Raw genomic sequence first — 14,260 nt, forward strand, 5'->3', positions numbered from 1 at the left:
TGGCATATTGAAAAAGATTATAGCAATCATAGGAGTGATAGCGCTGACGACATCCTTGTTTGCAGGATGCTCCACAGAAGAAAAAAAGGTGGTAATAGCAAGCAAGCCCATGACGGAGCAGTACATACTGGTTGAGATGCTCACAGACCTTATCGAACAGGAGACTGACATAACCGTTGAGCAGAAGATGGGCATCGGAGGAGGAACGTCTAACATCCATCCGGGGATGGAAAAGGGAGAAATCGACATGTATCCGGAATACACCGGTACAGGCTGGCTGTTTGTGCTAAAAGAGGACTTGATAAATGATCCCGATGAACTCTACCGGGCGGTAAAGGAAGGATATCAGCAGGAATACAACTTCAAGTGGACAGGGCTTTACGGATTTAACAATACCTTTGCCCTTGCTGTCAAAAGAGAGCTGGCCTTGGAACTTAATCTACAGACCTACAGTGACCTTGTCAGGGTAAGCAACGACCTTGATTTTGGAGCGGAGTACGACTTTTACGAAAGGGAAGACGGCTACCCCGGGCTTGTAGAGGCTTACGGATTTGACTTTTCCCGTCAAGTCGAGCTGGACATAGGCCTTAAATACGATGCAATCGGCAGAGATGAAGTCGACGTTATAAATGTATTTTCTACAGACGGTCGGCTTAAAGAGTACGATTTGGTTGTTTTAAAAGATGACAAAAATTTCTTTCCCTCCTATTATGCAGCTACCATAATCAGGCAAGAAACCCTTGATGAATACCCAGAGCTTGAAGGGGTTTTGGAAATGCTAACAGGAGCCATAGATGACGAGGAGATGACTTATCTAAACTATTTGGTTGAAATAGAAAAGCAGGATCCTGCACAGGTTGCCAATGACTTCCTTAAAGAAAAAGGGCTGATTGAATGACTATCATCGAATTTGACAAAGTGTCGAAATCCTACGAAGAGGGAAAGCATGTAATAAAGGACATATCCTTAAAAATCGACGAAGGGGAATTTGTCACTCTGGTTGGGCCTTCAGGATGCGGGAAGACAACTCTTTTAAAAATGATTAACAAGATGATAATGTCTACATCGGGAAGGATAGTAATCAGGGACAAGGAGATATCCACCTGGAATACGACAGACCTTAGAAGATCCATAGGATATGTAATCCAGCAGGTTGGGCTTTTCCCCCATATGACCATCGCTGAAAACATAGGTTATGTTTTGAAGATAACGGGAGAAGACAAAGTCAAAAGAAGGTTAAAGGCACTTGAACTTATCAAGCTGGTGGGACTTGATGAAGGCTACATAGACAAATACCCCAGGCAGCTATCGGGAGGCCAAAAGCAGCGCATCGGCGTAGCAAGAGCCCTTGCAGGAGACCCGGACATAATACTTATGGACGAGCCTTTTGGAGCAGTGGATGAGATAGCCAGAAAGAAGCTTCAAGACGAGTTTAAGCAGATTCACCAAAAGCTAGGCAAGACTATAGTGTTCGTAACCCACGACATACACGAAGCCTTAAAGCTCGGCACCAGGATAGTTTTGATGAACAGCGGCAGGATAGAACAAAGCGGAACTGACAAGGATCTGGTCTACAGGCCTAGGACCCCTTTTGTGAAAGACTTTTTCGGTATCAAGGGGTACAAGGCTCTCCTTGATGAAAATGAGCTACAAAAGGAATACGAAGCGGCTATATTAAAAGCTGAAGGGACAAAATAAAATGGAGCATACATGCAGTAATTGTGGACACAGCCTTTGTGCCAAAAGGGTACCCATATTTTCGAAGTTAAATGAGGATGAGATAAAAAAGGTAGTAACCCTTATCAGAAGAAAGCACTATCAAAAAGGTGAGAATCTCTTTTTCGAAGGAGGGGATTTTAAAGGGCTGGTAATCATAAACAAGGGAAAGGCAAAAGCCTATACAAATACGTCTGAAGGAAAGGAGCAGATACTCCACCTGTTTTTTCCGGGAGACTTCCTGGGAGAGAAGAGCCTTGTAATAAACAAAAAAACAGAGTATAACGTCCAGGCCATTGAGCCTGTAGATACCTGCATGATTTCAAAGAAGGATTTTCAGGACCTGATAAAAAAACACCCAAACATCAATCAGAAGATAATGGAAGAGTTGGTTTATAGGATAGACAGGCTCGAGTCCATGATAGAAAACATTGGGGCAAAGGATATCGAAAAGCGAATAAACGCAGTGCTTTTGGAGTTTGCCCATAAGCATGGGACAAAAAACGAAGACGGCTCTTTTGAGCTTATGCTCCCATTAAGCAGAGAAGGAATAGCAAGCTACATCGGAACAACCCGGGAGACGGTCAGCAGAAAGCTAAACAGCCTCCAAAATGAAGGGGTGATTGTGATGACGGGTAATAAAAAGATAAAAATCTTAGATATTAACAGGCTTAAATAAATATCCAAATCATGACGGGCGTCACAGTTTTAAAATCTTATTTCGATTAGAATTAGATCAAAAGAATCGAAAGGAAGATTATAATGAAAACAAATTATAACATCACATCAAAAGACACCTTGGGGGATACTGTTGCAAGATTGCCCAGGGCTGGGGAGGTATTTAAGTCTTACAAAATAGATTTTTGCTGTGGAGGCCAAAGAAGCATAGAGGAAGCTGCAAAGGAAAAAGACGTTGATGCAGGCAAGCTGCTGGGCGTGTTAAATTCCCTACAGGACACTATAGATGCAAGGCAAGGGAAAAATTTCACCCAGATGAACAACGAAGAGCTGATAGACCACATAATAGACACGCACCATTCTTACTTAAACATTAATTTGCCAGAGATAAGCATTATTTCGGCGGCAGTGCTAAGAGCCCACGGAGCATCACGCAAGGAACTATTTGAGGTGCATAAGCTGTTTCACGCTTTAAAGGCAGAACTTGAGCAGCATCTGATAAAGGAAGAAACAGTGCTATTTCCAAACATGCTTGATGAAAACAACGACTTGGACATTCAAAAGGAAATCGAAGATGAGCACGAGGGGGCAGGGGAGATACTTAGAAGGCTAAGGGAGCTTACCCAGGACTACACAGTTCCTGCAGACGGATGCCCGACTTACGAGAGGCTATACCACAAGCTTGAAGAGCTTGAGGGAGATGTATTCCAGCACGTGCATCTAGAAAACAATATTTTGTTTAAAAGATTTTAGGAGACAAACATGAAAAAGACAATAGATCTTAAGATGACTGTAAATGAGATTGTCAAAGCCTATCCTGAAGTTGCAGAGATAATGAAGGAGCTGGGCTTTGAAAATATAACAGATCCAAAGATGATAGCTACTGTAGGCAGATTCATGACCATTGAAAAGGGAGCTGCAATGAAAAAGATCGATCTTGATAAAATCAAGGAGACCTTTAAAGAAAGAGGCTTCGAAATTAAATAATACTGGAGGGAATGAACATGAGCGAGCACATCAATAATCGGGAGCAAAGACAAAAACTGCTGAAGCAACTAATTTTGGAGCTTCATGAGGGTAAGGATTTCGAAGAGGTAAAGCAAAAGTTTGAAGAAAATTTCAAAGACGTGTCAGCAACTGAGATTACCGAAATGGAAACCCAGCTTGTAAAGGACGGACTTCCTGTAGAGGAAATTCAAAAGCTTTGCGATGTACACGCTTCGGTTTTTAAGGGCACTATAGACCAGATCCATAAAGTCATCAATGAAGAAGACGTTCCGGGACATCCGGTGCATACCTTCAGGCTGGAAAACAAGGCCATCGAAAAGCTTTTGGAAGATCGAATAAAACCTCACCTTCAAGCCTTTGAAGAAACAGAAGACGAGGCAATCGCTATGGATCTTATCGTCGACTTTAACGAGCTTTGGAAGATCGATGTTCATTATTCCAGGAAGGAAAATCTGATATTCCCTTACATGGAAAAATATGATATCACAGCACCCCCCAAGGTAATGTGGGGAGTGGATGACGAAATCAGAAGGAACATCAGGGACACAAAAGCCCTTTTATACCACTTTGAATATGACCACCCAACTCAGGAAATACTCAAAAAAGCAAAGGCTGCAATATCCGGCGTTGAAGAGATGATATTCAAAGAAGAAAACATTCTATTCCCAATGATTTTGGAAAAATTTAATGACAAGGAGTGGCAGAGCATCCTTGAAGAAAGCGATGAGTTCGGATACGTCTTTGTAAAGCCTATACATGAGTGGAAGCCAAAAGAGGAAGAGCCAAAGCCTGCAGAGTCAGTGTGGCTTCAAGGCCAGGTTCAGTTTGATGCAGGGTTTATGCTTCCTGAGGAAATAAACGCTATGCTAAACGTATTGCCGGTGGACATAACATTTGTGGATAAAAACGGCAAGGTCAAGTATTTCTCTCAAGGCAAGGAGAGGATATTCGCAAGACCGAAGACCATTATAGGCAGAGAGGTAAAGAACTGCCATCCGCCTTCAAGCGTGCACATAGTTGAAAAGATCGTGGAAGATTTGAAATCGGGGAAAAAAGACCATGAAGATTTTTGGATAAACTTCGGAGATAAATTCGTTCTGATAAAATACTTTGCAGTAAGGGACGCCGACGGCGAATTCCTTGGGGTGGTGGAGGTAAGCCAGGATGTCAAACCCATACAGGAGCTGCAAGGAGAAAAAAGATTGGCAGATTAAAACAAAAAGCGTCCATTTTAGTATCACTTTAAAATGGACGCTTTTAAAAGTAGACAGTTGGAAAGCCAAAGCTTTTTACCACGAAGAACACAAAGGGACACTAAGTTGGTTCGCTTCGCTCACGTGGGATGCGCCCTTTTGTCTCGGGAAAAGCTCATTTCTCAATTGCCCCACAACCGCTAGGCACATCGTTAAACTATAGTGGAACGATGATCAAACAGTAGTTAAGCGATTGGAAAATCAAAAGCTTTTACGACTGTTAAACGACCGTTTCCCGACTGCCCCGCAATCGTTTAACATGTATTTCCCGCCTCACCGACCAATAACTAACGACTAAAAAGATACCCGGTCATTGACACCGACCCGAACACGCAGTCCTTGTTAAAGACTTCCACCCCGTCATCTTCGTCCGATGCCCCAAGGACGTATAGTAACGGCAGGTAATGATCCGGCATCCAAAAAGCATTGTCAGCGGACTTTCCCGCTTTTTTATATTTTAATACCCCTTCATAATTTCTGTTTTCAATCTGCGCTTCAATGTAATCGTCAAATTCATATGCCCAGGGATATCCGCTTTTTGCATCCATCCTTACTAGGTGGAGGTTGTGGACTATGTTGCCTGTTCCGAATATCAGTATCCCTTCCTCCCTTAATCTTTGAAGCTTCTTGCCTAACAGGTAATGATACGAAAAGGGTTTGTTCTTGTCGATGCTAAGCTGCACCACCGGTACGTCCCTTTCCGGATACATATGATGAAGCACTGACCATGTGCCATGATCCAGCCCCCAGCTGTTATCCACCCCTACAAAATCTCCGAGCATATTTACAACATGCTTTGCAAGGGTAGGATCTCCCGGGGCATCGTATATGATGTTATATAGATCCTCGGGGAAGCCGTACATGTCGTAAACTGTTTTGGGGCTTTTAGTGTCAAATACGCTCGTATGGTCAGTGTACCAATGAGCAGATACTGAGAGTATTCCTTTTGGCTTGTCGATCTTCTTTGCTATTCGCACCCACTCTTCAGTGTAAGAGTTTGTTTCAATCGCGTTCATAGGAGAACCGTGACCTACAAACAGGGCAGGCGTTTTTTTCAAAATTATCACCTCTTCAAATTATGTGCTGATTTTTTTATACCCTTTTTAACGGTTATAAACCTATTGGATTTTCCAACTTATTGAATATTTGCGCCAAAAAACGTATAATGTAGGAAAAGGCTTTGTGGAAGCTGTAATCGATAACAATCAAAATATAAAAACGGGGGCGTATGAATGGATGCCTTAAAGAAAAAACAGATTTGGAAAGACTACATGGAAAACAAAATCGCCGACAAATCCTTGAGACCTGAAATACTGATGTCTTGGAAAAGATGTGAAGACTTAAAGGTGGATGTCTATGACGGTGTCGGAAGCGTAGTATCAAAAGATGACCTTCAAAGACGCTTAAAGGAGAAAAAGGAGCTACTAGATATCGCCAGGCCTGTCATGGAAGATATTTACGAGATGGTAAAGGACACAAGCTACAGCGTTGTCTTGACTGATGAAGATGGTGTCCTGATAGACATAATAGTAAATAAAGACATTGCGAAGAACCACGAAAACATAAACTTTTACAAGGGCACCATGTGGGATGAAAAGAACGTAGGAACAAATGCCATAGGGACTTGCCTTGCAATGGATAAGCCCGTGCAGGTGGTGGGGGCTGACCATTTTTGCCTTAGCCATCACCGTTGGACCTGCTCTGCTGCACCTATCCACGATACCAAGGGCAGGATCATAGGATGTCTTGATCTCTCAGGCAGAGTGGAAGATGTCCATACCCATACATATGGCATCGTCGTGTCCTCTGCAAAGACCATCGAAAAGCAGATGGCGATTCTGGATTCCTACAGGCTTTTGGATACTGCCCTGGACTCCATGCTTGACGGCTTGATCATAATAGATACAGATCTTAAGATCATAAGGGTAAACAACAAGATACCTATAATATTTAAGATGGAGCAAGAGGATATTAATAAAATAGACATGAACAAGGTGTTAAAGGATGTAGAGATAGAAAAGAATATCTTTGTGGACAAGCACAAGCTTAGATATTCAGACATCACACTGTGCCTAGAGGGCAAAAAGATTGAGTGCACCCTAAATATTTCCCCAATCATCTCAAACAACGACGTCATGGGAGCTATTCTTGTCATAAGGGAGGCCAAGCAGGTAAGAAGGGAGCTTAACAAGCTGGCAGGCTTTAAGGCCAATTATACCTTTGACAACATCATAACCAAAAACGACAAGACGATAGACCTTATAAATACGGCAAAGAGGATATCAAATACCGAATGCTCTGTATTGATAGAAGGAGAAAGCGGAACAGGCAAGGAGCTTTTTGCCCAGTCGATACACAATGAAAGCCACAGAAAAAACGGACCCTTCATAGCGATAAACTGTGCGGCAATACCCAAGGACCTCTTTGAAAGCGAGCTCTTCGGCTACGAAAACGGATCCTTTACAGGAGCACTTAAAGGGGGCAGGCCCGGAAAGTTTGAGCTTGCAAACGGCGGCACGCTGTTTCTTGACGAAATCGGAGAGATACCCCTGGAGGTTCAGCCGAAGCTGCTAAGGGTTTTAGATGAAAACAGGGTGGTAAGGATAGGTGGTACTTACGAGAGGGAGCTTGACGTAAGGATACTCGCTGCTACAAACAGAAATCTGCTGGATGAAGTTAATAAGACCTCATTTAGGCAGGATCTCTATTATAGGCTAAACGTAATCAACTTGAGGCTTTTGCCTCTTAAAAGAAGAAAAGAGGACATCCTGGAGATTGCAAAATACTTCTTAAGAGATTTAAACATCGAAAACGGAGGCCTTTTAAAGAGGTTTACTCCGGCTTTTGAACGAAAGCTATTAGAGCACGAGTGGACAGGTAACGTAAGGGAGCTTAAGAACCTGGTGCAAAGGGCCTTTTATCTATCCCAGTCGGAGCTTATCGATGACGTGCAGTTTACAGGTAAGCAGGCAAGGCCAATAGGCAGCGTGATAAAGCAAGCTGAAAGCCTAAAGGATATAGAGAGAAATACCATAGAGGAAGCCCTTATGATCAACAAGGGCAACGCAGTAAAGGCTGCCCAGTCTCTTAATATAAGCAAGGCGACCATATACCGCAAGATAAAAACCTATTCCATAGATCTACACAGGATGTAGGGTCCGGTTTCCATGCACACTTACACCTTACCTCTAAATACCAGGGAGTGATAAAAATCATAAATAAAACCGAGATCATAAAAACCTTATACGAAAACGCGGACCCTGAAAACGCCGCTCCCATGAGTGCCTATATGAGAAACCAATTTGATTTTCTGGGCATTAAAAAACCTCAAAGGGCTCTTTTAAGCAAGCAGTTTCTAAAGGAAGCAAAGAAAGAAGAGCAAATAGACTGGGGATTTGTATATCACCTTTGGGATCTTCCTGAAAGGGAGTTTCAATACCTGGCAATGGAATACCTGGCAGCTGTGAAGAAGCTGTTGGTAGAAGATGACCTTTCGAACTTGCAAAAATTAATCGTTAATAAGCCTTGGTGGGACACGGTGGACCTTATCGCCGGGAATCTTGTGGGAGAAATAGGTTTGCGCTACAGAAAACAAACGGAAGAAGCTATGAAAAAATGGGGTAGGTCCCAAAATATATGGATTGCAAGAACGGCCATTTTATTTCAGCTTAAATACAAGGAGAATACGAATAAGGAGCTTCTTAAAGAAATAATTGAATATAACTTAGATACCAAGGAATTTTTCATCGATAAAGCCATCGGGTGGGCACTAAGGGAGTATTCAAAGACAAATGCTGATTTTGTAAGAGAAGTCATAGAAACTCTAGATCTAGCGCCTTTGGCTAAAAGAGAAGGGGGAAAATACGTATAATTTTAAAGGCATAAAATTAATATAATTAAGCATGGGTTTATTTTTTCTTGTATTTCTATTTTATTCATAAAGCAAAGACTAAGCTAAGCAGCTTGCCAAATACGGCAGGCTGTTTTTTAAATACATTTGATCCATATTTAACAAAATAAATCGGGTGAAGTACGATATGTGCAGACAAAATTGTAATCTGAAACATGCCCCAGAGGAATACCCTAGTCTAACGACTAACAACTAACAACTAACACCTAAGTGAGGAAGGAGCCACCCATGCAAAAACTTATCGAAGAAATCAAGCAAGGCACCAAAAGAGAAAAAAACCTGTCAATCATTATAGAGGACTTAAAGCCACTTATCTATTCAATGATAAAAAAATACGGATACTGCGAAGATTCAATAGAGGATGCATACCAGGCATCTATAGAGATCCTGCTAATATCCGTAGATGATTACGACAAAGATAAAAAATTGCCCTTTGTCCTATATTACAAAAACAGGCTTTTCTATTCCTACATGGACAAAATCAAGGCAAGAAAAAGGGCAGATATAATACCTGTAGAGGAAATATACGACGACCAGATGGTGGATCCAGAATCCAATGATGAGGGCTTTGCTCAAAATCTTATTTGGCAGGCGGACAGAGCCATGCTTAAAGGTGCAATGGATAAGCTCTCTGACAGGCAGCAGTGGATTCTAAAAGAGCATTACTTTAAAGGCAAAAAGCTTGTGGATATTGCCAAGGAATACGGCATCCACTATCAAAGCATCGTAAAGCTCAAAAAAAGATCCTTGGACAAGCTAAAAGCCAACTATGCAAATCAGATGAAGCAATAATTTAAGTCATAAGATTTAAGGAAAGGTGAAAGTTGGTCAGTTAGAAAGTTGGAAAAATCGTAGCCTTTGTAGGGTAGGGTCTCTGTACCCTGCCCCGACCCTAAAGGAATACCCAAGTCTAACGACGAAAGACCAACAACTAATAATGTGCTCTACCATAGACCCAAAAAAATCCGGCTCACACAAAAAGCTGTCATTTCGAGCCTAGCGAGAAATCTCAGAAAAATATGCAATTGGCATATCGTTAAACTTGGCGAAACGATGGCTAAGCAATAGTTGAATAATCGTTTAACTTTTCAACTTTAATCAACTCCTGTAGACTTCCTGAAATATCTCCATAAGCAGCCTAGGTGTAATTTTGTTATCCCTTTGTTGCTGTTCGAAAAAGCAGCCCTCAAGCATCTTTGCCTTTATCAAATTTTCATTCAATGATTTTAAGCTCTGCCTGCTTAAAATATCGCTTTTGTTATGAAACTTTATTTTGCTTTTAAATTCGGGGTCTTCGTGGGACTCTATAGATTGAATTTGTTTTATGTTTACGTAGCCGTATACAGAGTCGTTTGAAACGGGCTTGCGATATTTAAAGGGCATCAAGATTATTTCGGGAGTTATGGGGATTGTAGATAGGGACTTTTGGTTGGTGTATTGGCAAACTCTTTCTTTTATGTAATCTGCATTTATGCTGTAGAGCTTATAATATTGCTTTAATATAGTGGGCAGTGCGTTTTTTACTACAATGGTAATTTCTCCGACTTTTAATTTTGTAGCGTTGCCGCCGTTTTTACCGTAGATTGGGATCAGACATAAGGTGTCTTGTGGTTTGATGGATCGTTTCTCGAAAAAGTTTGGTTTCATGAGTTCACTCCTTGTATTAATTTAGTTATTTAAAATAACATATAATGAAATATATGTATAGATAATATTTTAACAAAGGGCAAAGATTTAATCCAGTTAAATATGTAAAAAAATAAAATAATTATTCATGGGTTGGTTTTTCATCAGTAAAGCTATTTTATTTATGTAAGACAAAGGAAAGCAGGTTGACAGCTTGAGGCAGGATTCCAGTGAGCCAGTATGCGGAAATAAAAGCATCCTCATACAAATACAATCATTTCGAGCTTGGCGAGAAATCTCAGGAATAACGTTGCTTTGCCCCCATAGGAATCCCCAAGAGCTAACAACTAATGACTAATGTCTAACGACTAATATACGGAAGGAGGTGATACCATGGCAGTAGAATCCACAGTTCTATCATCAAGAATGGTTTTGAAGCTTAACTTTGGCACCAATGAAAACGGAAACCCAATAGTTAGAAACAAAACTTATTCAAACATGAACAATGAAGCAGCAGACCAGGAGGTTTACGATGTAGCTGAAGCATTAGCAGATCTTCAGACTAATCCTCTTGAAGGAGTCCACAAGATACAGGAAACTGTACTCGTAAGCCTGTAAGGCATTCGTAGGGTAGGGTCACTGCGTTCACGGTAAAGATTCGCTTCGCTCACGGGAAGCGTGCGTAAAGTTGGAAAGTAGAAGGCAAAGCAAGAGGCTCGAGTTGTAAGTTCTAAGATACAAGATGTAAGTAAAAACATCAGGCACTAACCACTAACCACCAATAACTAGCAACTAACATAGGAGAGGAGGTGATTTAATGGCAACTCTAAAACTGGACATGAGCTTTAAAAGAGCTGATGGATACAATAGCAAGATAACCGTCGACAATGCAAGGGCGGATGTAACGGCTGCTGAAGCCGGAGCAATGATGGATATGCTGATAACCACAGGCATATTTCAACCATCAGGCTCGCCTTTGGCAGAAAAAGTATCAGCACAGCTTATAACAACAGAAGTAACCGAACTGGAAGTTTAATAAACAATATGAAGCAGGCATTTCTCTATTAAGTTAAGAGAAAGGCCTGTTTTGCTTTTAATTTCCAGTTAGAGTAATCTTTTATCTTTATTTTACCAGTAAAAGATGCTATAATTTGTAAGGGTGATTACTGGATGTCTCATAGGGGTGGTTGCTTCTTGTTTTTATCGTGGAAACAGGGTATAATCTTCTGAGAAGAAAAGTTCTCACAACAAATTTAAGGTGGTAAATAATGATCTTATACATATATATTAAAAGAGCAATTGACATAATTCTTTCATTGGTTGGAATTATAGTATTGTCGCCCGTTTTTTTAATTCTTGCTATTCTAATAAAACTAGATTCTGAGGGACCTATCTTATTCAAACAAAAACGAGTCGGAAAAAACAAAACCCACTTCCAAATATTAAAATACAGAACTATGAGCATACATACTCCAAAGGATACGCCAACTCATTTGTTGGAAAACCCGGAGCAGTATATAACTAAAATGGGTAAGTTCTTGCGTAAAACCAGCCTGGATGAGCTGCCGCAGATATTCAATATCTTTAATGGAGACATGAGCATCGTAGGACCAAGGCCTGCTCTTTGGAACCAGTTCGACCTTATAGAAGAAAGAGACAAGTACAAGGCAAATGACATATCGCCTGGACTTACAGGTTGGGCTCAGATAAACGGACGAGATGAACTGCCCATAGAGGTTAAAGCCAGACTGGACGGCGAATACGTTCAAAATATGGGTTTGTTATTAGATACAAGGTGCTTTTTTGCAACCTTCTTAAGTGTTTTGAGATCAGAAGGTGTAGTCGAGGGTGGTACAGGAAACAAAAATGAAGAAAAAAATAGTTAATTTTTTTCATTCAAATTGCCCCACAACTGTTGGACTTGGAATTTGTAGGGTAGGTCTCTGTGCCCTACCGCGACTCCAAAGAAATACCCCTAGAAAACAACTCCGGCTTTGCAGGATCAAGCCCGCGAATACTAACGACCAAAAATCAACAACTATTTTAGCAAGGAGCATGCCACGTGATCAATATACTAATAACAGGCAAGGACAGCTACATAGGTACAAAATTCGCTCAGTGGTTAAGCCAGTGGCCTGATGAATATGCGGTGGAGGAGTTGGATGTTAAGGAAGTCAGTTGGAAGGGAAAAGACTTTTCTTTTTATGATTTAGTGTTTCATGTTGCCGGAATTGCTCATGTATCGGTAGATCCAAAACTTAAGGATTTATACTATAAAGTTAATAGAGATTTAGCGATAGAAGTTGCTTTAAAGGCTAAAAATGATGGAATTAAGCAGTTTGTTTTTATGAGCAGCATTATCGTCTATGGTGACAGTAGCAGTAAAGAAAGAATAATAACTAAAGATACAGAGCCTACACCGAGTAATTTCTATGGTGATAGCAAGCTGCAAGCAGAAAAAGGCTTAAAAGGTCTGGAAGATGAATCTTTTAAAGTTGTTATCCTACGTCCACCTATGATTTATGGTGAAGGATCAAAAGGCAATTATCCAAGGCTTGCAAAAGCTGCGGTTAAGTTGCCGGTTTTTCCGAATATAGAAAATCAAAGAAGCATGCTTCACATAGATAATCTTTGTGAATTTATAAGATTGATGATAGAAAACAATGAATCAGGATTGTTTTATCCTCAAAATGCTGAATACGTAAAGACCAGTGACATGGTAAGGCTAATTGCAAAATCACACGGCAAAAGGATTACTTTAACAAAAATCTTTAACCCAATATTAAGACTTTTGGGTTATAAGATAGGCATAATAAATAAGGTCTTTGGCAACTTGGTGTATGACAAGACTATGAGTGAGTATAAGCAAAATTACAGAGTAAGGGACTTGGAAGAGTCGATTAAGTTGACTGAAATGGAGACACGATGAAAAGAGCTGTTATAGTAAACTGTTTCGAGACGTATGAAGAAAGAATAGACTTAGTTTATGAATTTTTAGTTAAGAATGATATGGATGTAACAGTTGTTCAATCTAATTTCAAACATATAAATAAAATAGTGCGAAAAGATCATAAAAAGGGTTATGTTTTTATAGAAACTGAACCATATTATAAAAATTTATCTATCCAGAGGCTGAGGTCTCATTACATCTTTGCGAAAGATGCATTTAAGATTGTAGAGAAAATAAAACCAGAACTATTATATGTAGTAGTTCCTCCGAATTCTTCAGCAAAATTTGCAGGTCAATATAAACTGAAAAATAAAAAAATCAAATTGATTTTTGATATTATTGATTTGTGGCCCGAAACTATGCCGTTTGGTAAAATTAAAAAATTACCACCGATTATTTTTTGGGGGGCTTTAAGAGATAAATATCTTAGATATGCGGATCTTATTGTAACAGAATGCGACTTATATCAGAAGGTATTAAACAAAGTAATTATAGGTATGAGAACTCAGACAATATACTTAGCAAAAAAAGCAACTGACGTAGAGAGTAAAATAAAAACAGATGATGATGAGATACATTTAGCTTACTTGGGATCAATAAACAACATTATTGATATCACAAAAATTTTAAAAATAATTAAATCTATAAATAAAGTTAAGCCGGTAACTCTACATATAATAGGGGATGGTGAAAAAAGACAAGAATTATTAATGCAGGTAAAGCTCATTGGAGCGAGAGTTGAATACTATGGGAAAATATATAATCCACAAGAAAAGCAAGATGTTTTTGATAGATGTCACTTTGGTTTAAATATTATGAAAGACTCGGTTTGTGTAGGTTTAACGATGAAATCAATCGACTACCTGCAGGCAGGATTGCCAATAATTAATAATATTTCTTTTGATACGTGCACTTTAGTTCAAAGACATAGTATTGGTTATAATATAGACAATAATAATTTAGATGATGTGGTTGCTTTGATTAATAAATTATCAAAAGAAGATTTAGCAGCAATGAGACATCGAGCAAAAAAAGTGTATGAAGATTATTTTTCCGAAGTATCATTTTATAAATCTATGCGTAAAGGACTCGAGCTAATTGAAAATTGAAATAAGCAGA

General features: G+C 39.9%; 16 protein-coding genes. 14 read left to right on the forward strand and 2 right to left on the reverse strand.

Translation table 11 applies throughout. The features are described from left to right. Positions 1–7: 7 nt before the first annotated feature. The 6 genes from BUB93_RS11435 to BUB93_RS06440 all read left to right on the forward strand — a co-directional run bounded on the left by BUB93_RS11435 (position 8) and on the right by BUB93_RS06440 (position 4,616). Positions 8–898 carry a glycine betaine ABC transporter substrate-binding protein gene (locus tag BUB93_RS11435; RefSeq protein ID WP_073270294.1) on the forward strand — a complete coding sequence of 297 codons (891 nt, stop codon included), beginning with the start codon at positions 8–10 and terminating at the stop codon, positions 896–898. Then, entirely contained in the window at positions 895–1,698 is an 804-nt protein-coding gene (locus tag BUB93_RS06420; RefSeq protein WP_073270296.1) for an ABC transporter ATP-binding protein, read from the forward strand. Before BUB93_RS11435 ends, BUB93_RS06420 begins: the two co-directional genes overlap by 4 nt. Position 1,699: 1 nt before the next feature. Then, complete coding sequence (locus BUB93_RS06425; RefSeq protein WP_073270298.1) at positions 1,700–2,395, forward strand: Crp/Fnr family transcriptional regulator; 696 nt, start codon at positions 1,700–1,702, stop codon at positions 2,393–2,395. 83 nt (positions 2,396–2,478) lie between these two features. After that, the gene (ric, locus tag BUB93_RS06430; protein ID WP_073270300.1) at positions 2,479–3,147 is read left to right on the forward strand and encodes an iron-sulfur cluster repair di-iron protein; all 669 of its coding nucleotides are present in this window, start codon (positions 2,479–2,481) and stop codon (positions 3,145–3,147) included. Positions 3,148–3,156: 9 nt separating this feature from the next. After that, complete coding sequence (locus BUB93_RS06435) at positions 3,157–3,381, forward strand: DUF1858 domain-containing protein (protein WP_073270302.1); 225 nt, start codon at positions 3,157–3,159, stop codon at positions 3,379–3,381. Between the two features lie 17 nt (positions 3,382–3,398). Continuing rightward, positions 3,399–4,616 carry a DUF438 domain-containing protein gene (locus BUB93_RS06440; protein ID WP_073270304.1) on the forward strand — a complete coding sequence of 406 codons (1,218 nt, stop codon included), beginning with the start codon at positions 3,399–3,401 and terminating at the stop codon, positions 4,614–4,616. Between the two features lie 326 nt (positions 4,617–4,942). Here BUB93_RS06440 and ygiD read toward each other — a convergent pair whose 3' ends face one another. After that, a complete protein-coding gene (gene ygiD, locus BUB93_RS06445) occupies positions 4,943–5,722 on the reverse strand; it encodes a 4,5-DOPA-extradiol-dioxygenase (protein ID WP_341465279.1) in 780 nt (259 codons plus the stop codon). Positions 5,723–5,887: 165 nt separating this feature from the next. On the opposite strand from ygiD, the gene BUB93_RS06450 reads away from it, so the two are divergent. From BUB93_RS06450 to BUB93_RS06460, 3 genes are all read left to right on the forward strand, one after another. After that, positions 5,888–7,810, forward strand: a complete 1,923-nt coding sequence (locus BUB93_RS06450; RefSeq protein ID WP_073270308.1) for a sigma-54-dependent Fis family transcriptional regulator — start codon at positions 5,888–5,890, stop codon at positions 7,808–7,810. A gap of 47 nt (positions 7,811–7,857) precedes the next feature. After that, positions 7,858–8,526 (forward strand): DNA alkylation repair protein, encoded by a 669-nt coding sequence (locus BUB93_RS06455; protein WP_278278377.1) that lies wholly within the window; start codon positions 7,858–7,860, stop codon positions 8,524–8,526. 267 nt (positions 8,527–8,793) lie between these two features. After that, entirely contained in the window at positions 8,794–9,357 is a 564-nt protein-coding gene (locus tag BUB93_RS06460) for a sigma-70 family RNA polymerase sigma factor (protein WP_073270310.1), read from the forward strand. Positions 9,358–9,663: 306 nt separating this feature from the next. On the opposite strand, the gene BUB93_RS06465 is transcribed toward BUB93_RS06460, so the two are convergent. Beyond that, positions 9,664–10,212, reverse strand: a complete 549-nt coding sequence (locus BUB93_RS06465) for a hypothetical protein (protein ID WP_073270312.1) — start codon at positions 10,210–10,212, stop codon at positions 9,664–9,666. A gap of 372 nt (positions 10,213–10,584) precedes the next feature. Here BUB93_RS06465 and BUB93_RS06470 point away from each other — a divergent pair, with 372 nt between their 5' ends. The 5 genes from BUB93_RS06470 to BUB93_RS06490 all read left to right on the forward strand — a co-directional run bounded on the left by BUB93_RS06470 (position 10,585) and on the right by BUB93_RS06490 (position 14,250). Beyond that, a complete protein-coding gene (locus BUB93_RS06470; protein WP_073270314.1) occupies positions 10,585–10,809 on the forward strand; it encodes a DUF1659 domain-containing protein in 225 nt (74 codons plus the stop codon). A 199-nt stretch (positions 10,810–11,008) separates the two neighbouring features. After that, complete coding sequence (locus BUB93_RS06475; RefSeq protein WP_073270316.1) at positions 11,009–11,227, forward strand: DUF2922 domain-containing protein; 219 nt, start codon at positions 11,009–11,011, stop codon at positions 11,225–11,227. 232 nt (positions 11,228–11,459) lie between these two features. Beyond that, a complete protein-coding gene (locus tag BUB93_RS06480) occupies positions 11,460–12,077 on the forward strand; it encodes a sugar transferase (RefSeq protein ID WP_073270318.1) in 618 nt (205 codons plus the stop codon). Positions 12,078–12,253: 176 nt separating this feature from the next. Further along, positions 12,254–13,120: an NAD-dependent epimerase/dehydratase family protein gene (locus tag BUB93_RS06485; RefSeq protein WP_073270320.1), complete on the forward strand. Its 867-nt coding sequence runs from the start codon at positions 12,254–12,256 to the stop codon at positions 13,118–13,120. Beyond that, on the forward strand, positions 13,117–14,250 hold the full coding sequence (locus tag BUB93_RS06490; protein WP_073270322.1) for a glycosyltransferase: 1,134 nt from the start codon (positions 13,117–13,119) through the stop codon (positions 14,248–14,250). Before BUB93_RS06485 ends, BUB93_RS06490 begins: the two co-directional genes overlap by 4 nt. The last annotated feature ends 10 nt before the right edge of the window (positions 14,251–14,260 follow it).

The sequence above is a fragment of the Alkalibacter saccharofermentans DSM 14828 genome, from assembly GCF_900128885.1.
GTDB lineage: Bacteria > Bacillota > Clostridia > Eubacteriales > Alkalibacteraceae > Alkalibacter > Alkalibacter saccharofermentans.